Source organism: Bradyrhizobium sp. BR 10289, from assembly GCF_019455385.1.
In the GTDB taxonomy this organism is placed as follows: Bacteria; Pseudomonadota; Alphaproteobacteria; order Rhizobiales; family Xanthobacteraceae; genus Bradyrhizobium.
The window spans coordinates 1-18,793 of sequence record NZ_JACOFR010000027.1; the positions used below are offsets into that span (position 1 = coordinate 1).

The following is an 18,793-nucleotide window of genomic DNA, read 5'->3' on the forward strand; positions in this document are numbered from 1 at the left end:
AAGGCCCAGCGCCCCTATCGCGGCGTGTTCCCGGTGGCGCCTACCATCTTCGACGAGCGCGGCGAGCTTGATCTGGAAGGCCAGCGCCGCTGTATCGATTTCATGATCGACGCCGGCTCGCACGGAATCTGCATCCTCGCCAACTTCTCCGAGCAGTTCGTGCTGACCGATGCCGAGCGCGAAACCGTGATGCATGCGGTGCTGGAGCATGTCGCGGGCCGGGTTCCCGTCATCGTTACCACCACCCATTTCAGTTCCGCCGTGTGCGCGGCGCGCAGCAAGCAGGCCGAAGCCGCCGGTGCCGCCATGGTGATGGTGATGCCGCCCTATCACGGCGCGACCTTTCGCGTGCCCGAGAAGGGCATCGTCGAGTTCTTCAAGGTGCTCTCCGGCGCGATCAACATCCCCATCATGATCCAGGACGCGCCGGTGGCCGGCACGCCGCTGTCGGTCGACCTGCTGGCGCGTCTGTCCCGCGAGTTCGCCAACATCCGCTATTTCAAGATCGAGGTGCCGGGCGCGGCCTCGAAACTGCGCAGCTTGATCGAGGCGGGCGGCAAGGACATCGAAGGCCCTTGGGACGGCGAGGAGGCGATCACGCTGCTGGCCGATCTCGATGCCGGCGCCACCGGTGCGATGACCGGCGGCGGCTATCCCGACGGCATCCGCCAGATCATCGATCCCTATTTCGCCGGCGATCGCGAAAAGGCGAAGGCCGCCTATGAGCGCTGGCTACCGCTGATCAACTACGAGAACCGCCAATGTGGCCTGATCGCCTGCAAGGCGATGATGCAGGCCGGCGGCGTGATCAAGTCGGAGGCGGTGCGGCATCCGCTGCAGCCACTGCATCCGGCGACAAGGGCTGGGCTGCTGGAACTCGCCAAGGAGCGCGATGCGCTGGCACTACGGTGGGGGAAGTAGCTCTCTCCGCCGTCATTCAGTCTCTCCGCCGTCATTGCGAGGAGCTCTTGTGACGAAGCAATCCAGGCTGCCTCCGCAGAAAGATTCTGGATTGCTTCGCTACGCTCGCAATGACGTGGAGAATGATGTGCTCCACGCACTGACATCGTAGGGTGGGCAAAGGCGCGTAGCGCCGTGCCCACGATCTTTTTCCTCAGCGACGGTGGTGGGCACGCTTCGCTTTGCCCACCCTACGGCACCGTGCGTGCTACAGCACTGTGCTCGCCCCCTCACTCCACCCCGATCGTCGTCAGGTCCTGGAACCAGTGCTGCGCCTGCACGAACTGCTTGATCTTCGGCGACAGCGCGTGCGGGTTGGTGTCGTGAACGACCCAGACCAGCACGGCGTCGTCGACGATCAGCGCATGTGCCTGCGCGATCAGCTCGTCTTGCTTGGCGGTATCAAACGTCTGCTTGGCCTCGTTGATCAGCGCGTCGACCTTCGGGTTCTTGTAGCCGCCCCAGTTGACGCCGACAGGCGCGATCTGGTCCGAGGCGAAGAAGCGAACGATGGCGTAGAGCGGATCGGACGTGACATAGGCGATGTTGTTGGCGGTAATGCCGGCGTTCATCTCGTCGGCCGCGCCCTTGCGCCAATGCGTGTAGAGCGTCTCGAGCTCGACCACCTTGAAGTCGATGTCGATGCCGATTTCTTTAAAACTCTGCTGCAGGAATTCGTTCATCGGCAGCGACAGCATCTGGCCGGTGCCGCCCTGTGCGATGATGAAGGTGGTCTTCAGCGGCTTTGCCTTGGAATAACCGGCCTCTTCGACCAGCTTCTTGGCAGCCGCCAGATCATACTTCAGCTCAAAGCTCGGCTTGCCGAACCACGGGCTCGACGGGTCGACCTGGCCCTTGGCGGGCTTTGCCAGTCCATTCATCAGGCCGACGACCTCGTCGCGATTGATGGCGAGGTTCAGCGCCTTGCGCAGGCGGATGTCGGTCCAGGGCGAGCCCGGCAGCACGCTGAGATGATAGTTCCAGACATGCGGCGTGACGTTGTCGACCAGCTTCATGCCGGCGGCCTTCAGCTGCGGCACGGCATCCGGCGCGGGCGTCTCGATCAGGTCCACTTGTCCGGCGAGCAGCGCATTGGTGCGCGTCAGCGCTTCCGGCATCGGCACCAGCACGATCTTGTCGACCTTTGGAATGCGCTTCTTGTTCCAATAGTCCGGGTTTTTCGAAAGCTCGGCGAGCTCGCGCGGCACCAGTTTCGTCAATTTGAACGGGCCGGTGCCCGAAGGCTGGCTCGCGAACTTGTCCCAGTCCTTGCCGAGCTTTTCATATTGCGCCGGGCTCGAGACCAGGAACCACAGCATCTGATAGGGAAAGAAGGAATCGATCGTCTTGGTGGTGATCTCCACGGTGGAATCGTCGATCTTGGCGTAGCTCGCGACTGAGGGGAGGCGGGTCTTCACCTGCGCGCTCTGCCGCTTGTCGAATTGTGGCGCCTGGTCGTTGAGCACCTTGTCGAGATTCCAGATCACCGCGTCGGCATTGAAATCGCTGCCGTCGTGAAACTTCACGCCCTTGCGCAAAGTGAAGCGCCACTTCGTCTTGTCGGCGTCATCCACCTTCCATTCGGTGGCGAGGCCCGGCACCAGCTTGCCCGGCCGGTCGGCAACGTCCATCTCCCACGCGACCAGCGGATCGTAGATCGTATAGGCCGTGAACTGATAGGCGCCGGCGCCGCGATCGGGCTGGCCCGTCGTCAGCGGAATGTCCGCCATCGAGATGCCGTAGCGTACCACCGTTTCGGCGCGCGCCGACAGTGCGGAAACCGCCAGCGTAAGCATGGCGAGACAGGTCGTTAATCGGATACGCATGGCCCAAAGCTCCCAGGGAAAATCGGGGCGAAACTTGCAAGCTTGATGCCAGAATAGGCAGTGCGTTGCTCGCGCCTGCGCCCGATCACAAGGACTTGTCGCCGCAGGGGCAATTTGCAGAAAAAGTTTCTCCTTGGCATAGCCATTGCATACGATTGCATCAAAATTAATCATGTAAGCCGGAAAAGGACTGAGGTAATGCTTATCAAGAAAAACATGACCCGCGCGGCGCTGATCGCGCTTCTAGCGCTCGGCAGTGCGGCCGCGTGGCCACGCGTGGCGAGTGCTGAAACCGTGCTGCGCATCGGCATGACCGCTGCCGATATTCCGCGCACGCTGGGCCAGCCGGATCAGGGTTTTGAGGGCAACCGCTTCACCGGCCTCACGATGTATGACGCGCTGACCGGCTGGGATCTCTCCTCTGCCGACAAGCCGAGCGTCGTGATCCCCGGCCTTGCCACCGAGTGGAAGGTGGATGATGCCGATAAGACCAAATGGACCTTCAAGCTGCGCCCCGGCGTCACCTTCCATGACGGCTCGCCGTTCAACGCGGACGCCGTGGTGTGGAATGTCGACAAGGTGCTGAAGCAGGATGCGCCGCAATTCGACGCCAGCCAGGTCGGCGTCACGGCCTCGCGCATGCCAACGCTGGCCTCCGCCAAGAAGATCGACGACATGACCGTCGAGCTCACCACCAAGGAGCCCGACAGCTTCCTGCCGATCAACCTCACCAACCTGTTCATGGCGAGCCCGGCGAAGTGGCAGGCCTTCTACGACAAGGCCGAAGGCGCCGATGCCAAGGCGAAGTCGCAGGCCGCCTGGACCGCGTTCGCCAAGGACGCCTCGGGCACCGGCCCGTGGAAGATGGCGAGCTTCACGCCGCGCGAACGGCTCGAGCTGGTGAAGAACGCGAGCTATTGGGACAAGGCCCGCGTGCCCAAGGTCGACAAGATGGTGCTGCTGCCGATGCCGGAAGCCAATGCCCGCACCGCGGCGCTGCTGTCCGGCCAGGTCGATTGGGTCGAGGCGCCGGCACCGGATGCGCTGCCCGAGCTCAAGCAGCGCGGCTTCAAGCTCTACGCCAACGAGCAGCCGCATGTCTGGCCCTGGCAGTTCTCGCGCATCGAAGGCTCGCCCTGGAACGACATCCGCGTGCGTAAGGCCGCCAACCTCTGCGTCGACCGCGAAGGCCTCAAGGACGGATTGCTCGCCGGCCTGATGGTGCCGGCGACCGGCACTTTCGAGCCCGGCCATCCCTGGCGCGGCAAGCCGACCTTCGAGATCAAGTATGACAAGGCGGCGGCGCAAAAGCTGATGCAGGAGGCCGGCTTCGGTCCGAACAAGAAGCTGACGGTGAAGATCCAGACGTCGGCGTCGGGCTCCGGTCAGATGCAGCCGCTGCCGATGAACGAATATCTCCAGCAGGCCCTCGCCGAATGCTATTTCGACGTGAAGCTCGACGTCATCGAGTGGAACACGCTGTTCACCAACTGGCGCCGCGGCGCCAAGGACCCCAGCGCCAACGGCTCGAATGCGACCAACGTCACCTATGCGGCGATGGACCCATTCTTCGCGCTGGTGCGCTTCCTGCAGTCGAGCATGGCGCCGCCGGTCTCGAACAATTGGGGCTTCATCAACGATCCCAAATTCGACGAGCTGGTGAAGAAGGCGCGGCAGACCTTCGATCCCGCCGCGCGTGACGCCGCGCTCGCCGAGCTGCACGCAGCCTCCGTCGACGACGCCGCCTTCCTCTACGTCGCCCACGACGTCGGCCCCCGCGCGATGAGCCCGAAGGTGACGGGTGTCGTTCAGCCGAAGAGCTGGTTCATCGACTTCTCGCTGGTGTCGATGCAGTAGTTGATCGCAACGTACTCGGTGCACCCTCTCCCCTTTGTGGGAGAGGGTGGCTTCGCGTTAGCGAAGCCGGGTGAGGGGTCTCTCTCCGCGAACTCCTCTCTTTCACATTTGAACGTCTGTATCCGCGGACAGAGACCCCTCATCCGGCGCTTCGCGCCACCTTCTCCCACAAGGGGAGAAGGGAAGAAAAAGAAACAACGTGCTCGCCTATATCGCCAGACGCATCGTCTATGTCATTCCGATCGTCATCAGCGTGGCGCTGGTGTGCTTTCTGCTCGTGCACATCACGCCGGGCGATCCGCTCGTCGCGGTGCTCCCCGCCGATGCCTCGCAGGAGCTCGCCGCGCAGCTGCGCGCCGCCTATGGCTTTGACCGCCCGCTGCCGGTGCAGTTCGGGCTTTGGCTGCTGCGCGCCCTGCATGGCGATCTCGGCAATTCCATCGCGACGGGGCGGCCCGTGCTCGCCGAGGTCATGCGCGCGGTCGGCAATACCGTCACGCTGGCGATTGCGGCCGCCCTCATCGGCTTCACCATGGGCATCCTGCTCGGCCTGATCGCCGGCTATTTCCGCGAGACCTGGATCGACAAGGTCGCGACCTCCTTTGCCATCGCCGGCGTCTCCGTGCCGCATTACTGGCTCGGCATGGTGATGGTCATCATCTTCTCGGTGCAGCTCAACTGGCTGCCCGCGGTCGGCGCCGGCCCCAATGGCTCCAACTCCTGGGCCTGGGACTGGGCGCACCTGCAATATCTCGTGCTGCCGGCGATCACGACCTCGGTGATTCCCATGGGCATCGTCACCCGCACCGTGCGCGCGCTCACCGGAGACATCCTCAGCCAGGATTTCGTCGAAGCCTTGCGCGCAAAGGGCCTGCATGAGCGAGGGGTGTTCCGTCACGTCATCAAGAATGCCGCGCCCACTGCGCTCGCGGTGATGGGATTGCAGCTCGGTTACATGCTCGGCGGCTCGATCCTGATCGAAACCGTGTTCTCCTGGCCGGGCTCCGGCTTCCTGCTGAACTCCGCGATCTTCCAGCGCGACTTGCCGCTCTTGCAGGGCACGATCCTGATCCTGGCGCTGTTCTTCGTCTTCCTCAATCTGCTGGTCGACATCGCGCAAGCCGCGATCGATCCGCGCATCAAGCGGGGCTAGCGATGAGCGAGCTTCCGTTGTCCGCCACCGCCGACGCCGCGCTCCAGGCCGCACCTGCGACCAAGGCGCGCGGCTATTGGGCGACTGTCGGCCGCCGCATCATGCGCGACAAGGTCAGCATCGCCTGCGCGCTCGTGCTGATCCTGATCTTCCTCTCCGCGATCCTCGCGCCATGGCTGGGCCTCGAAGATCCCTACAAGGGCTCGATGATCCGCCGCCTGCGCCACATCGGCACGGTTGGATATCCACTAGGCACCGACGAGCTCGGCCGCGACATGCTGGCGCGGCTGATCTATGGCGGACGGCTGTCGCTCGTGATCGGCATCCTGCCGGTGATCCTCGCCTTCTGCATCGGCACTTCGCTCGGCCTCGTCGCCGGCTATGTCGGCGGCAAGCTCAACACCGCGATCATGCGCACGATCGACGTGTTCTACGCCTTCCCCTCGGTGCTGCTCGCGATCGCGATCTCCGGCGCGCTGGGGGCCGGCATTCTCAACTCCATCGTGTCGCTGACCGTCGTGTTCGTGCCGCAGATCACCCGCGTCGCTGAAAGCGTCACCACAGGCGTGCGCAACATGGATTTCGTCGAGGCCGCGCGCGCCTCCGGCGCGGGGCCCTTCACCATCATGCGGGTGCATATCCTGGGTAACGTGCTGGGCGCGATCTTCGTCTATGCCACCAGTCTCATCTCGGTCTCGATGATTTTGGCGGCGGGTCTCTCCTTCCTCGGCCTCGGCACCAAGCCGCCGGAGCCGGAATGGGGCTTGATGCTGAACACGCTGCGCACCGCGATCTACGTCAATCCCTGGGTCGCAGCATTGCCCGGCGCGATGATCTTCGCGGTCTCGATCTGCTTCAACCTGCTCTCGGACGGTCTGCGCAGCGCCATGGACATCAGGAATTGAGATGATGAGAGAGATTCTGGTCGCGGCGATGTTGGTGCGACACCTCTCCCGAAGGGAGAGGTCGGATTGCATCGTAAGATGCAATCCGGGTGAGGGGTTCCGCTCTATCGAGTTTGCCGCGCCCCCTCACCCGCGCCTTCGGCGCGACCTCTCCCCGATGGGGAGAGGTGGGAGATCGCCGCGATGACCGAGACCGCGACATCCGTTGAAATGCTGGAGCCCGTCGAGGACGTCGGCGGCGTCGCGCAGCCGCTGCTGCAGGTCAACGGCCTCACCAAACACTTCCCGGTGCGCGGCGGCCTGTTCACCGCCAAGCGCACCGTGCGGGCCGTCGACAACGTCACCTTCTCCGTCGCCAAGGGCGAGACTGTCGGCATTGTCGGCGAGTCCGGCTGCGGCAAGTCCACCACCGCGCGCCTCTTGATGCATCTGATGCCGCGCGATGACGGCGACATCATCTATGACGGCATGACCGTCGGCCAGGCGCTGAGCCTGCGCGAGCTGCGCCGCGGCATGCAGATGGTGTTTCAGGATTCCTACGCCTCGCTCAATCCGCGCCTGACGATCGAGGAATCCATCGCTTTCGGCCCCAAGGTCCACGGCATGGCCGACGGCACGGCACGCGCCCTGGCGCGCGAGCTGCTCGGCAAGGTGGGCCTGCGCCCGGAAAACTTCGCCAACCGCTATCCGCACGAGATCTCCGGCGGCCAGCGCCAGCGCGTCAACATCGCGCGCGCGCTGGCGCTGTCGCCGCGGCTGGTGATCCTGGATGAAGCCGTCTCCGCGCTCGACAAATCCGTCGAGGCGCAGGTGCTCAATCTGCTCGATGACCTCAAGCGCGAGTTCGGCCTGACCTATCTCTTCATCAGCCACGACCTCAATGTCGTCCGCTACATCTCGGACCGTGTGCTGGTGATGTATCTCGGCGAGGTCGTCGAGCTCGGCCCGGTCGACCAGGTCTGGGACGCGCCTGCGCATCCCTACACGCGTGCGCTGCTGGCTGCGATGCCGTCCTCCGATCCGGACAGGCGCACGGAAGAACCGCCGATCACCGGCGATCCGCCAAATCCGATCGATCCGCCGTCCGAGTGCCGCTTCCACACCCGTTGTCCGTTTGCGGAGCCGCTCTGCGCAAATGCGACACCAAAGCTCACGGCGCTGGATAGAATGGGCCACGAGGCCGCGTGCTACATGGCTATACCGGGATCAGGCCATAGCCGCGCGCCCGCAGGGGAAACAGCATGACAAGACCGACTCCGAAAGAGATCAAGCCGATCGCGCAAGTTGCGGGCGTTCCCGTCGATGACGAGATCGCAACGCGCATCTCCAATTCCATAGGACCGGCCTTCGAAGTTTTTGCGGCCATTGCCGGCACGCTGCCCTTCGACCTCGAGCCCGCATCCTACGTGGTTGCGCAGACGACGAAGGTGTCGAAATGAGCCGTGAGCCTGCCTTGATGACGCTCACCGAGATCGCGCGCGCGATCGCGGTGAAGCAGGTGTCCTCGCATGAGGTGACGCGCGCGCTGCTGCACCGCATCGCCCAGTGGCAGCCACATCTCAACGCCTTCATGTCGATCGAGGCGGAAGCTGCGCTGAAGGCGGCAGAAGCCGCCGACGCCGAGCTCGCCAAGGGCAATGTCCGCGGTCCCCTGCACGGCGTGCCGCTCGCGCACAAGGACATGTATTACGACGCCGGCCACGTTGCGACCTGCGGTTCGCTGATCCGCCGCGACTTCGTGGCGACGACGACCTCGACCGCCTTGCAGCGGCTGAAGGACGCGGGACAAGTCCGTCTCGGCACGCTGCACCTCGCCGAGTTCGCCTATGGCCCGACCGGCCACAACGCCCATTACGGCCCTGTGCGCAATCCCTGGAACGTCGCGCATATCACCGGCGGCTCCTCGTCCGGCTCGGGCTCGTCTGTCGCGGCGCGACTGACGTTCGCGGCGCTGGGCTCCGACACCGGCGGCTCGATCCGTATGCCCGCGCATTTCTGCGGCGTCACCGGGCTCAAGACCACATGGAGCCGCGTCAGTCGCGCCGGCGCGATGCCCTTGTCGCAATCGCTCGACACGGTCGGCCCGCTGGCGCGGACTGCCGAGGATTGCGCGTTGCTGCTCGCCTTGATGGCGGGTCCCGATCCGGAAGATCCGACCGCGAGCCACGTGCCGCTGTCGGACTACGTCGCCGCGACCAAGGGGTCGCTGAAAGGCCTCAAGATCGGCGTGCCCGCATCCTTCTATGTCGACGACCTCGACAGCGAGGTCGCGCGCGTGCTCGACGAGACCATCGCGGTGCTCAAGCGCGAGGGCGCCGACATCGTCAAGGTCGAGCTGCCGGACCAGCGGCAATTATCCGCGGCAAGCCAGCTCGTGCTTGCGGCGGAAGCGGCCGCGTTCCACAAGCGCTGGATGATCGAGCGTCCGCAGGATTACGGTCCGCAGACCTTGATGCGGCTTCAGAATGGCCTCGCCGTTCCCGCCATCAGCTATCTCGAAGCCATGCGCTGGCGCGGTCCCGCACTGGCCGCGCACAATGCGGCCACATCGGGCGTCGATGCCATCATTGCGCCGGCGTCGCCAGTGCCGGCACCGACGATCGAGGAGAGCGACGTCGGCGGTGGCCCGAACGCGCCGGCCATGGTGCAGCGCCTGACGCTGTTCACCCGCCCGGTGAACTATCTCGGCCTGCCGTCACTCACCATTCCCTCGGGCTTCACCAAAAGCGGCTTGCCGGTCGGCATGCAGCTGATCGGCCGCTCCTTCGATGAAGCGACCCTGCTGACTATCGGCGCCGCCTTCCAGCGCGCCACCGACTATCACGATCGACTGCCGAAACTGCCGTCATGACAAAGCTCGTCGAGATCTCAGGCCTCAACATCCGCTTCACCGGCGAGCGCACGGTCTATGCCGTGAACGATCTCAGCCTCTCGCTCGGTGACGGCGAGGTGCTGGGCCTGCTCGGCGAATCCGGTTCGGGAAAAAGCGTGACCCTGCGTGCGCTGATGCGGCTGCTGCCGAAGAAGCGCACGCAGATCACCGGCAAGGTCAACGTCATGGGTCAGGACGTGCTCGCCATGAATGATGACCAGCTGTCGTCGTTCCGCGGTCAGACCGTTTCGATGATCTTCCAGGAGCCCGCGCTGGCGCTCGATCCGGTCTACACCATCGGCGCGCAGATCGCCGAAAGCGTGGTGCGGCATGAAGGCAAGTCCTATGCGGAGGGCAGGGCACGCGCACTCGAGATGCTCGAGGTCGTGCGCATCCCCTCCGCCAAACGCCGGCTCGATGCCTATCCGCACGAAATGTCCGGCGGCATGCGCCAGCGCGCGATGATCGCGCTTGCGCTGGCCTGCCGTCCAAAGATCCTGCTCGCGGACGAGCCGACCACCGCGCTCGATGCCACCGTGCAGATCCAGATCCTGCTGCTGCTGCGCGAGTTGCAGCGCGAGTTCGGCATGTCCGTCATCTTCGTCACCCACGACATCGGTGTCGCGATCGAGATCTGCGACCGCGTCGCGGTGATGTATGCCGGCCAGATCGTGGAGCAGGGCACGCTTCGCGATATCGTCCGCAGCCCCGTGCACCCCTACGCAAAGGGCCTGCTCGCCTCCACCATCCACGGCGCCAAGCGCGGCCAGCGGCTGGAGACCATCCCCGGCACCCCGCCGTCGCTGGCCGAAAAGCCCCACAATTGCTCCTTCGCTCCTCGGTGCAAGCTCGCCCAGCCGCGCTGCGTCGAGCAGCTCCCGGCGAATGTGGAGGTCGGGCCAGGCAGGGCAGCAAGGTGTGTGTTGGCCGAGCAGATGGCTGCGACGTAGCGCCTGCCAATGTAAGCAGATGCGCCCGTGCCGCTCAGGCACCGTACCAAACAAAAACGCGGCGAGTTTTCCCGCCGCGTTTGCATGTGATGACCGATGAAAGCGAGTTCTACTCCTCGTCGTCGTCCTGCTTCTTGCCGCCGAGCGTCTTGAGCTTGGCGAACACGGCGTCGACATTGAGATCGTCGCTGGAGCGTTCGGCCGGCTCGAACTCGTCCTTCTTGGTGGTCTCGGAGGCCGGCAGCAGGGTGGCGCCGCCATAGGCTGCGTCGATCGGCTTTTCCTTGGCCGCGCGCGCCACTTCGAAATCGAGCTCGATCTGCGAGCAGAGCCCGAGGGTGACGGGATCGATCGGGGTCAGCTGTGAGGTGTTCCAGTGGGTACGGTCGCGCACGCTGGCGATCGTGCTCTTGGTGGTGCCGACCAGGCGCATGATCTGGGCGTCCTTGAGCTCGGGATGGCTGCGCAGCAGCCAGAGGATGGCGCTCGGGCGCTCGTGGCGGCGCGAGACAGGGGTATAGCGCGGGCCCTTGCGCTTGGGCTGCGGTGGCAGCACCACCTTGCTCTCCTGGAGGCGGAGCCGGTAGTCCGGATTCTTCTCGCCCTTCTCGATCTCTTCGCGGGTCAGCTGGCCGTTGGAGAGGGGATCCATGCCCTTGATGCCCTGGGCGGCGTCGCCGTCGGCGATCGCACGCACCTCGAGGGGATGCATCTTGGTGAAATCGGCGACCTGGTCGAAGGTCAGCGCGGTGTTGTCGAGCAGCCAGACGGCGGTCGCCTTGGGCATCAGAGGTGCGTTGCTCATGGCAAATCTCCTTTGTGCTTCGCCCACCCCTTTGGAGGCGAAACCGGTGGTCATCAGCGATGACAGGGAATTCGCGCTATATAAGCCGGGAGGGGGTAGCCACGCAATGGTTCTGCTATAGATAGTGCCTTGACAGCGCCCGAAAGGGGGCCCAATTCCCTCTAAAGTCCCCGTAAGCTCGTACCTTAGCCCTTTCCATCCATCGACCGCCCCCGCCAGAAGGCGAAACGGGTGATTCGGTCCCGAGATCGCTCAATGTCAGCCAAACCAGACCTCAAGATCGTGCTTTGTTCTCCCCGTGGCTTCTGCGCCGGGGTGGTCCGGGCGATCGACACCGTGGAACGGGCACTCGATAAATACGGCGCCCCCGTCTATGTTCGCCATGAGATTGTGCACAACAAATACGTCGTCGACGGGTTGAAGAAGAAGGGCGCGATCTTCGTCGAGGAGCTCGCCGAGATTCCGGAAAACACCACCGCCCCGGTGGTGTTCTCGGCCCATGGGGTGCCGAAATCGGTTCCGGCCGACGCCAGCTCCCGCAACCTGTTCTCGCTGGATGCGACCTGCCCACTGGTGACCAAGGTGCACCGCGAGGCCGCGATCCACTTCAAGCGCGGCCGCGAAATCTTCCTGATCGGCCATTCGCATCATCCTGAAGTGGTCGGCACGCTCGGCCAGTTGCCGGCCGGCGCGGTTACCCTGATCGAGACCGCCGAGGACGCCAAGACCATCACTCCGAAGGATCCCAACAACCTCGCCTTCGTGACCCAGACCACGCTGTCGATCGACGACACCGCGGAGATCGTGGCGCTGCTCAAGGAGCGCTTCCCGAACATCAACGGTCCGCACAAGGAAGACATCTGCTACGCCACCACCAATCGCCAGCTCGCGGTGAAGAAGGTGGCGCCGGTGGTCGACGCCTTGATCGTGGTCGGCGCGCCGAACTCGTCGAACTCGCAGCGTCTGCGCGAGGTCGCCGAGCGCGAGGGCTGCAAGATCGCCGTGCTCGCGCAGCGCGCCACCGACATCGACTGGACAAGGTTCGGCAACATTACGAGCCTCGGCATCACCGCGGGTGCGTCGGCGCCGGAAGTGATCGTCGAGGAGATCATGGACGCGTTCGCCGAGCGCTACACGCTGCATGTCGAGACGGTCTCGGCTGCGGAAGAGAACGAGTTCTTCCCGCTGCCGCGTCAGGTGCGCCCTGAAGCTGCCGCCGAGTAGACTTTTATGGCGGTCTACACCGACGTTGCCGCCGACGAGCTTGCGGATTTCCTGAAGCAATACGATCTCGGCGAACTGCTCTCCTACAAGGGCATCGCCGAGGGCGTCGAGAACACCAACTTCCTGCTGCATACGAGCAAGGGGTCGTTCATCCTCACGCTCTACGAGAAGCGCGTGGCGAAGAACGATCTGCCGTTCTTCCTCGCGCTGATGACGCATCTGGCCGAGCACGGCGTCAATTGCCCGTTGCCCGTCAAAGCGAGGAACGGCGAGGCGTTGCTCGAGCTGTCGGGGCGGCCCGCCGCGATCATCACCTTTCTCGAAGGCGTCTGGCCGCGCAAGCCGAACGCCGTGCATTGCGCCGGCGTCGGGGAAGGGCTCGCCCGCATGCACCTGGCCGGCGCCAATTTTGCGATCAAGCGGGCCAACGCGCTGTCGGTTGCGGGCTGGCGGCCGCTGTTTGACGCGGCGGCGGATCGCGCCGACGAGGTGCAGCCGGGCTTGCGCGCGTTTCTCGCCGCCGAGCTCGACTATCTCTCCGGCGGCGTCTGGCCGACCGATCTGCCGGAGGGCTTGATCCACGCCGACCTCTTCAACGACAACGTCTTCTTCCTCGGCGACAAGCTCTCGGGGATCATCGACTTCACTTTCGCCTGCAACGACATGCTGGCCTATGATGTTGCGATCTGCCTCAACGCCTGGTGTTTCGAGCCGGACCACTCCTTCAACGTCACCAAGGCGCGTGCTTTCCTCAATGCCTACCAGCGCGTGCGCAAGCTGAGCGAAGCCGAAGAGGCCGCATTGCCGCTGCTCGCGCGCGGTGCCGCGATCCGCTTTCTGCTGACGCGGCTGGTCGACTGGCTCAACGTGCCGCCAGGGGCGCTGGTGAAGCCAAAGGATCCCCTGGAATATTTTCGCAAGCTGCGTTTCCACCAAAACGTATCCAGCGCGCGCGATTACGGGCTGATGCCGTCGGGGCTGGTCGCGTGAACGGGCTTCCCAATGTCACGATCTTCACCGACGGCGCCTGCTCGGGGAATCCCGGGCCGGGCGGCTGGGGCGCGATCCTGAAGTTCGGCGACAAGGAAAAAGAGCTGAACGGCGGCCAGCCGCACACCACCAACAACCAGATGGAATTGATGGCGGCGATCTCCGCGCTGGAAGCGCTGAAGAAGCCGTGCACCGTCGATCTCTACACCGACAGCCAGTATGTGCGGCAGGGCATCACCGGCTGGATCCACGGCTGGAAGCGCAACGGCTGGCGCACCGCCGACAAGAAGCCGGTCAAGAATGTCGAGCTATGGCAGCGCCTCGATGCCGCGCTCAAGGCGCACGAGGTCCGCTGGCACTGGGTGAAAGGCCACGCCGGCCATCCCGAGAACGAACGCGCCGATCAGCTGGCGCGGGATGGGATCGTGAAAGCAAGGCTGCAGCAGCGGCTGGCGGAGTAGCCGATCGCCGCTCGGTGCCGCCGCATTCAAAGCTGTCATCGCCCGCGAAGGCGGGCGATCCAGTATTCCAGAGGCCGCAGTGATTGAGCCGAGACGTCTCGGCTTACTGGATGCCCCGCCTTCGCGGGGCATGACAGTGTTATGTATGGCCGATGCGTTGGCCGCCTTACAGCTGCCCGAGCAGCGTATCCCCGCCGGAGACTTCGACCTTGCCGGGCATCGCCTCGAGGTTCAGCTTCTTGACCACGCCGTCCTCGACCAGCATCGAGTAGCGCTTGGAACGGATGCCGAGGCCGTTGGCGGAGGCGTCGAGCTCCATGCCGATCGCCTTGGTGAAATCGGCATTGCCGTCGGCGAGGAAGACCGCCTCGTCGCGCTGGTCGGTGTCGCGCTTCCAGGCGTTCATCACGAAGGCATCGTTGACGGAGACGATGGCGATGGTGTCGACGCCCTTGTCCTTGATGGCATAGGCGTTGAGGAAGATGCTCGGCAGATGCATCTTGTGGCAGGTGCCGGTGTAGGCGCCGGGCACGGCGAACAGCGCCACCTTCTTGCCCTTGAAGATATCGTCGGTGGTCTTCACCTGCGGGCCATCCGCCGTCATCACACGGAATTTCGCCTCGGGCAGCTTGTCGCCAATCTGGATCGCCATCGTCAGTCTCCCTGAAAATCGGTCCCGCTTTTTAGACCGTGCGGCGGCGCTGCACAATATTGCCGGCGGGGGATACGGCGGCTCCCTCGGCCCTTCGCCGTGATGTCATCAGCCCGAAAAGCCGCCGCCGTCGAGGAAGGCCTGCTCGTCCGCGGTGGTGTCGCGCCCGAGCAGGCGGTTGCGGTGGGGAAAGCGGCCGAACCGCTGGATGATGTCGGCGTGCTCCCGGGCATATTTCAGGTTTTCGGCATTGTCGGTGCCCTGAAAGAGGGCAACGCAATGCAACTGGTCGGGCAGGTGCTCGGAGTGCATGAAAGGCATGTAGAGGAATTCGAGCAGGATCGGGTCGATCCTCTTGTCGACGCCCCGCGCGAGGGCGCGGCGGGCGACGTCGCGTGCCAGCGGGTCGCTGGCAAAAGCCTCGCGTGTGCCGCGAAACATGTTGCGAGGAAACTGGTCGAGCACGATGACGAGCGCGAGCGCGCCCTCGTCGTTCGCCTCCCATGATGCCAGCTCGCCGGCGACGGCCTTCTCCCAGAGCGGAAGAAAGCGGCGACGGACCTCATTGTCGAAAGCATCGTCGCGCTTGTACCAGCGCTCGCGGCCGGCCTCGCGCCAGAAGGCGAGAACGCCGGCCGGGCCGATCTTGACGTCGTCGGTCATCAATCAAATGCAGCCTTACGCCGCCTGGGCCTTCGTCTCGTCGCGCAGCTCGCGGCGCAGGATCTTGCCGACATTGGTCTTCGGCAGCTCGGTGCGGAATTCGATCTGCTTGGGCACCTTGTAGCCGGTGAGCTGCTTGCGGCAGAATTTGATGACATCCTCCGCCGTCATGCTCGGGTCCTTCCTGACCACGAAGGCCTTGACCGCTTCGCCGGATCCGCTGTCGGGAACGCCGATCACGGCGCATTCGAGCACGCCGGGATGGCTCACGATCACTTCCTCGATCTCGTTCGGATAGACGTTGAAGCCGGAGACCAGGATCATGTCCTTCTTGCGGTCGACGATCTTGGTAAAACCCTTCTCGTCCATGATGCCGATGTCGCCGGTGCGGAAATAGCCATCCGCGGTCATCACCTTGGCGGTCTCCTCAGGCCTGTTCCAGTAGCCCGACATCACCTGCGGGCCCTTGGCGCAGATCTCGCCGGCCTGGCCGAGCGGGAGTTCGTTGCCGTCATCGTCGCGGATCGAGATGTAAGTCGAGGGCACGGGGATGCCGATCGTACCCGTGAACTCTGTTGCCGTTGCCGGATTGCAGGTCAGCGTTGGCGAAGTCTCCGAGAGGCCGTAGCCTTCGGCGATGAAGCAGCCGGTGATCGCCTTCCATTGATCGGCGACGGGACGCTGGACCGCCATGCCGCCGCCGTTCGAGATCTTCAGCTTGGAGAAGTCGAGCTTCTTGAAATCGGGATGGTGCATCAACCCGTTGTAGAGCGTATTGACGGCCGGGAAGCTGTTGACCTGGTACTTTGCCAGCTCCTTGATGAAGCCGGCGATGTCGCGCGGATTGGGGATCAGGAGATTGCAGCCGCCGGCGCGCACCGCGAGCAGGTAACAGGCCGTGAGCGCGAAGATGTGATAGAGCGGCAGCGCGCAGACGATCATGAGCTGATCGACATGCGGCGGCGAAGCGAGCGCCGGCTGCAGCCAGGCATCGTTCTGCAACACGTTGGCGACGATATTGCGGTGGAGCAGGGTGGCGCCCTTGGAGACGCCGGTGGTGCCGCCGGTATATTGCAAGAAGGCGACGTCGCCCGGCGACAGTTTCGGCTTGTTGAAGGTCATGCCGCGGCCGACCGCGAGCGCGTCGTTGAACGACACCGCACCCGGCAGCGCGAAGGCCGGCACCATTTTCTTGACGCGGCGGACGACGAGATTGACGATCACGCCCTTGAAGCCGAGCAGATCGCCCATGCTGGCGACGATGACGTGCTTGACCTCAGTCTTCGCGATGACCTGCTGGACGGTGTGGGCAAAGTTCTCCAGCACGATGATGGCTTCCGCGCCGGAATCCTTGAGCTGATGCTCGAGCTCGCGCGGGGTGTAGAGCGGGTTGACGTTGACGACCGCAAAGCCGGCGCGCAGCACCGCGGCGGTGGCGACCGGATATTGCAGCACGTTCGGCATCATGATGGCGACGCGCGCGCCACGCTGCAGGCCGCGGCCTTGCAGGTAGGCGGCAAGCGCCAGCGACATCTGGTCGAGGTCGCGGTAGCTGATCGACTTGTCCATGCAGATGAACGCCTTGCGGTCGGCGAACTTCGCAAAACTCTCCTCCAGGAGGTCGACCAGCGATGCGTATTGCGTCGGCTCGATATCGGCCGGCACGCCGGGCGGATATTGCTTAAGCCAGATGCGCTCCATGGAAACTCCCCTCATTGACCTGAGCCCGTTGTGTCTCGGGCTTGCCTCATTGCCGGCCAGTATCGAGCCTGCCGGAACGGGTGGCAAGCCGTCGAGGCTTAGGACAAAGGTCAGGGAGTGGCTACCGGAATCGTCGCAAACCGCGCTGCCGCAAGTGCGAAGCGCGGGCGGGTGTTGGATCCCGCAGGGCGTTAACTGTTGTTGGCCGGCTTGGCTGCGGGCTTGGTCGCAGCCTTCGGCTTGGCTGGCTTGGCCGCCGGATCCGGGCTTGCGGCCGGCTTCGCCGCTGCGTCAGGCTTGGCCGCGGCATGCTTGGTCCCGGCCGGCTTCGCCGCGCTCTTGCTGTCGGTTTTGGTGTCGGGCTTGGGAGCGTCCGGCTTTGCCGCCGCGGTCTTGGCATCCTTTGGCTTGTCGGCAGGCTTGTCCGCAGCGTCGGGCTTCTTGGCGACGCGCGACTTCTTACCCCGCGCCTTTGGCGTAGCCTGCTGGTCGGCGTCAGCCGCGACTGCGGCGATCAGGGCGGTGCCGGTGCGGGTCGGGCCGGTATAAACCAGCACGGGCTCGGCCGCGGCCGGGGCCGAGGCCATCAGCTCGGAGGCCTTCATCAGCGGCGGCTGCAGGCCGGCGGTGAAGAAGGTGACCTGGGCTTCGCCGCCGGTGGCGGAGGTCGATCCGGCGGTGCCACCATTGGTGGCGATCAGCGCATCGTCATCGTCGCTGGCAGGCCGCTTGCGATGGCCGCCGCACATCTCCTCGCGCAAATTCGGCGGCGAGGCATCGACCGGCACCAGCTTGTCGACGGTGCCGAGCGAGGGGCGCAGCCAGGTGAGATTGTCTTGGGCGAAGCCGCGCTCGAGCAGTTGCGCCGCCTTCACCGCGCGCGCGGTGCCGGAGCTGGCGCCGAGCACGACGGCGATCAGCCGGCGGCCGTTGCGCGTCGCGGACGCCACGAGATTGTAGCCGGAGGCGCAGATGAAGCCGGTCTTGAATCCGTCGGCGCCGGGATACCGGCCGATCAGCTTGTTGAAATTGCCGGTGACGCGCTTGCCGAAGCGGATCGCCGGGATGTGCACGAAGTATTCGTATTCCGGCAGGTCGCGCAGGAACGAGCGGGCGAGAATGCCGAGATCGCGCGCCGAGGTGATCTGGCCGTCGGCGGGCAGTCCGTTCGGATTGACGTAGCTCGTCTGCGTCATCCCGAGCCGCTGCGCGGTGTCGTTCATCATCGCCGAGAAGCCGTCGATCGAACCGCCGACGCCTTCGGCGAGCACCACGGCCATGTCGTTCGCCGACTTGACCATCATCATCTTCAGCGCGTTGTCGACGGTGAGCTGCGTTCCCGGACGGAACCCCATCTTCGACGGCGATTGCGAGGCCGCTGTCGGCGACACCGTCAGCAGCGTGTCGAGCGTGAGCTTGCCGTCCTTCACCGCCTTCAGCGTCACATAGGCGGTCATGATCTTGGTGACCGAGGCCGGGTACCACGGGATGGTCGCGTTCTCCGCCTGCAACACCTTGCCGCTGTCGGCTTCGATCAGCAGCAGCGCTTCGGCGCTTGCCGCGCGCGGCGCGAGCAGCGCGGCGCATGCCAGCGATGCAGCGAAAATGTTGAACAGGGATTTGCGAAGCAGCGGGCGAAGGGCGTGCACTATCCGATTCCGGTCCTTGGAGACCCGCCTGATACGGTCGGCTCTCGTGATCTGATGTTCGGGTTCTGAAATCCAGCGCCGCCGCTTGCGGCGTCGCAAACCTATACCGGCTCGTGCGTCGAGAA

Annotated in this window: 17 protein-coding genes; 11 read left to right on the top strand and 6 right to left on the bottom strand. The window is 64.5% G+C overall.

What is annotated here, in order from left to right:
• Positions 1–921: dihydrodipicolinate synthase family protein (locus HYH08_RS31185; RefSeq protein WP_220013663.1), on the top strand; the 921-nt coding region annotated here is incomplete at its 5' end.
• A gap of 269 nt (positions 922–1,190) precedes the next feature.
• Here HYH08_RS31185 and HYH08_RS31190 read toward each other — a convergent pair.
• Positions 1,191–2,786 (bottom strand): ABC transporter substrate-binding protein, encoded by a 1,596-nt coding sequence (locus HYH08_RS31190; RefSeq protein WP_220013664.1) that lies wholly within the window; start codon positions 2,784–2,786, stop codon positions 1,191–1,193.
• Between the two features lie 198 nt (positions 2,787–2,984).
• Between HYH08_RS31190 and HYH08_RS31195 the strand changes: the two genes are divergently transcribed.
• The 7 genes from HYH08_RS31195 (at position 2,985) to HYH08_RS31225 (ending at position 10,523) form a co-directional block, all read left to right on the top strand.
• On the top strand, positions 2,985–4,643 hold the full coding sequence (locus tag HYH08_RS31195) for an ABC transporter substrate-binding protein (RefSeq protein ID WP_220013665.1): 1,659 nt from the start codon (positions 2,985–2,987) through the stop codon (positions 4,641–4,643).
• A gap of 199 nt (positions 4,644–4,842) precedes the next feature.
• Positions 4,843–5,796, top strand: coding sequence for an ABC transporter permease (locus tag HYH08_RS31200; RefSeq protein WP_220013666.1), 954 nt, complete (start codon positions 4,843–4,845; stop codon positions 5,794–5,796).
• Between the two features lie 2 nt (positions 5,797–5,798).
• Complete coding sequence (locus HYH08_RS31205) at positions 5,799–6,701, top strand: ABC transporter permease (RefSeq protein WP_220013667.1); 903 nt, start codon at positions 5,799–5,801, stop codon at positions 6,699–6,701.
• Between the two features lie 183 nt (positions 6,702–6,884).
• Positions 6,885–7,946, top strand: a complete 1,062-nt coding sequence (locus HYH08_RS31210; RefSeq protein WP_220013668.1) for an ABC transporter ATP-binding protein — start codon at positions 6,885–6,887, stop codon at positions 7,944–7,946.
• Positions 7,943–8,140 carry a hypothetical protein gene (locus HYH08_RS31215; protein WP_220013669.1) on the top strand — a complete coding sequence of 66 codons (198 nt, stop codon included), beginning with the start codon at positions 7,943–7,945 and terminating at the stop codon, positions 8,138–8,140. Before HYH08_RS31210 ends, HYH08_RS31215 begins: the two co-directional genes overlap by 4 nt.
• Positions 8,137–9,552: an amidase gene (locus HYH08_RS31220; RefSeq protein WP_220013670.1), complete on the top strand. Its 1,416-nt coding sequence runs from the start codon at positions 8,137–8,139 to the stop codon at positions 9,550–9,552. The genes HYH08_RS31215 and HYH08_RS31220 overlap by 4 nt, the downstream gene beginning before the upstream one ends.
• Positions 9,549–10,523: an ABC transporter ATP-binding protein gene (locus HYH08_RS31225; RefSeq protein ID WP_220013671.1), complete on the top strand. Its 975-nt coding sequence runs from the start codon at positions 9,549–9,551 to the stop codon at positions 10,521–10,523. Before HYH08_RS31220 ends, HYH08_RS31225 begins: the two co-directional genes overlap by 4 nt.
• Before the next feature lie 109 nt (positions 10,524–10,632).
• Here the strand turns inward: HYH08_RS31225 and HYH08_RS31230 are convergent, their stop codons facing one another.
• Complete coding sequence (locus tag HYH08_RS31230) at positions 10,633–11,328, bottom strand: DUF1013 domain-containing protein (protein WP_220013672.1); 696 nt, start codon at positions 11,326–11,328, stop codon at positions 10,633–10,635.
• A 255-nt stretch (positions 11,329–11,583) separates the two neighbouring features.
• On the opposite strand from HYH08_RS31230, the gene ispH reads away from it, so the two are divergent.
• The 3 genes from ispH to rnhA are packed head-to-tail and all read left to right on the top strand — an operon-like array spanning position 11,584 to position 14,003.
• Positions 11,584–12,552, top strand: a complete 969-nt coding sequence (gene ispH / locus HYH08_RS31235) for a 4-hydroxy-3-methylbut-2-enyl diphosphate reductase (protein WP_220013673.1) — start codon at positions 11,584–11,586, stop codon at positions 12,550–12,552.
• 6 nt (positions 12,553–12,558) lie between these two features.
• A complete protein-coding gene (locus HYH08_RS31240) occupies positions 12,559–13,542 on the top strand; it encodes a homoserine kinase (protein WP_220013674.1) in 984 nt (327 codons plus the stop codon).
• Positions 13,539–14,003 carry a ribonuclease HI gene (gene rnhA / locus HYH08_RS31245; RefSeq protein WP_220013675.1) on the top strand — a complete coding sequence of 155 codons (465 nt, stop codon included), beginning with the start codon at positions 13,539–13,541 and terminating at the stop codon, positions 14,001–14,003. The genes HYH08_RS31240 and rnhA overlap by 4 nt, the downstream gene beginning before the upstream one ends.
• A 166-nt stretch (positions 14,004–14,169) precedes the next feature.
• Here the strand turns inward: rnhA and HYH08_RS31250 are convergent, their stop codons facing one another.
• From HYH08_RS31250 to HYH08_RS31265, 4 genes are all read right to left on the bottom strand, one after another.
• Complete coding sequence (locus HYH08_RS31250) at positions 14,170–14,655, bottom strand: peroxiredoxin (protein WP_220013676.1); 486 nt, start codon at positions 14,653–14,655, stop codon at positions 14,170–14,172.
• A gap of 108 nt (positions 14,656–14,763) precedes the next feature.
• Positions 14,764–15,318 carry a DUF924 family protein gene (locus tag HYH08_RS31255; protein WP_220013677.1) on the bottom strand — a complete coding sequence of 185 codons (555 nt, stop codon included), beginning with the start codon at positions 15,316–15,318 and terminating at the stop codon, positions 14,764–14,766.
• 15 nt (positions 15,319–15,333) lie between these two features.
• Entirely contained in the window at positions 15,334–17,019 is a 1,686-nt protein-coding gene (locus tag HYH08_RS31260) for a long-chain fatty acid--CoA ligase (protein ID WP_220013678.1), read from the bottom strand.
• Between the two features lie 191 nt (positions 17,020–17,210).
• Complete coding sequence (locus tag HYH08_RS31265; protein WP_220013679.1) at positions 17,211–18,668, bottom strand: D-alanyl-D-alanine carboxypeptidase family protein; 1,458 nt, start codon at positions 18,666–18,668, stop codon at positions 17,211–17,213.
• Between the last annotated feature and the right edge of the window lie 125 nt (positions 18,669–18,793).

Bases quoted from the DNA above. Each gene is read 5' to 3' on its own strand.
- HYH08_RS31190 (WP_220013664.1), bottom strand. From the start codon at position 2,786: ATGCGTATCCGATTAACGACCTGTCTCGCCATGCTTACGCTGGCGGTT.
- HYH08_RS31215 (WP_220013669.1), top strand. From the start codon at position 7,943: ATGACAAGACCGACTCCGAAAGAGATCAAGCCGATCGCGCAAGTTGCG.
- HYH08_RS31225 (WP_220013671.1), top strand. From the start codon at position 9,549: ATGACAAAGCTCGTCGAGATCTCAGGCCTCAACATCCGCTTCACCGGC.
- HYH08_RS31260 (WP_220013678.1), bottom strand. From the start codon at position 17,019: ATGGAGCGCATCTGGCTTAAGCAATATCCGCCCGGCGTGCCGGCCGAT.
- HYH08_RS31195 (WP_220013665.1), top strand. From the start codon at position 2,985: ATGCTTATCAAGAAAAACATGACCCGCGCGGCGCTGATCGCGCTTCTA.
- HYH08_RS31220 (WP_220013670.1), top strand. From the start codon at position 8,137: ATGAGCCGTGAGCCTGCCTTGATGACGCTCACCGAGATCGCGCGCGCG.
- HYH08_RS31230 (WP_220013672.1), bottom strand. From the start codon at position 11,328: ATGAGCAACGCACCTCTGATGCCCAAGGCGACCGCCGTCTGGCTGCTC.
- HYH08_RS31205 (WP_220013667.1), top strand. From the start codon at position 5,799: ATGAGCGAGCTTCCGTTGTCCGCCACCGCCGACGCCGCGCTCCAGGCC.
- HYH08_RS31250 (WP_220013676.1), bottom strand. From the start codon at position 14,655: ATGGCGATCCAGATTGGCGACAAGCTGCCCGAGGCGAAATTCCGTGTG.
- HYH08_RS31240 (WP_220013674.1), top strand. From the start codon at position 12,559: ATGGCGGTCTACACCGACGTTGCCGCCGACGAGCTTGCGGATTTCCTG.
- HYH08_RS31255 (WP_220013677.1), bottom strand. From the start codon at position 15,318: ATGACCGACGACGTCAAGATCGGCCCGGCCGGCGTTCTCGCCTTCTGG.
- HYH08_RS31210 (WP_220013668.1), top strand. From the start codon at position 6,885: ATGACCGAGACCGCGACATCCGTTGAAATGCTGGAGCCCGTCGAGGAC.
- ispH (WP_220013673.1), top strand. From the start codon at position 11,584: ATGTCAGCCAAACCAGACCTCAAGATCGTGCTTTGTTCTCCCCGTGGC.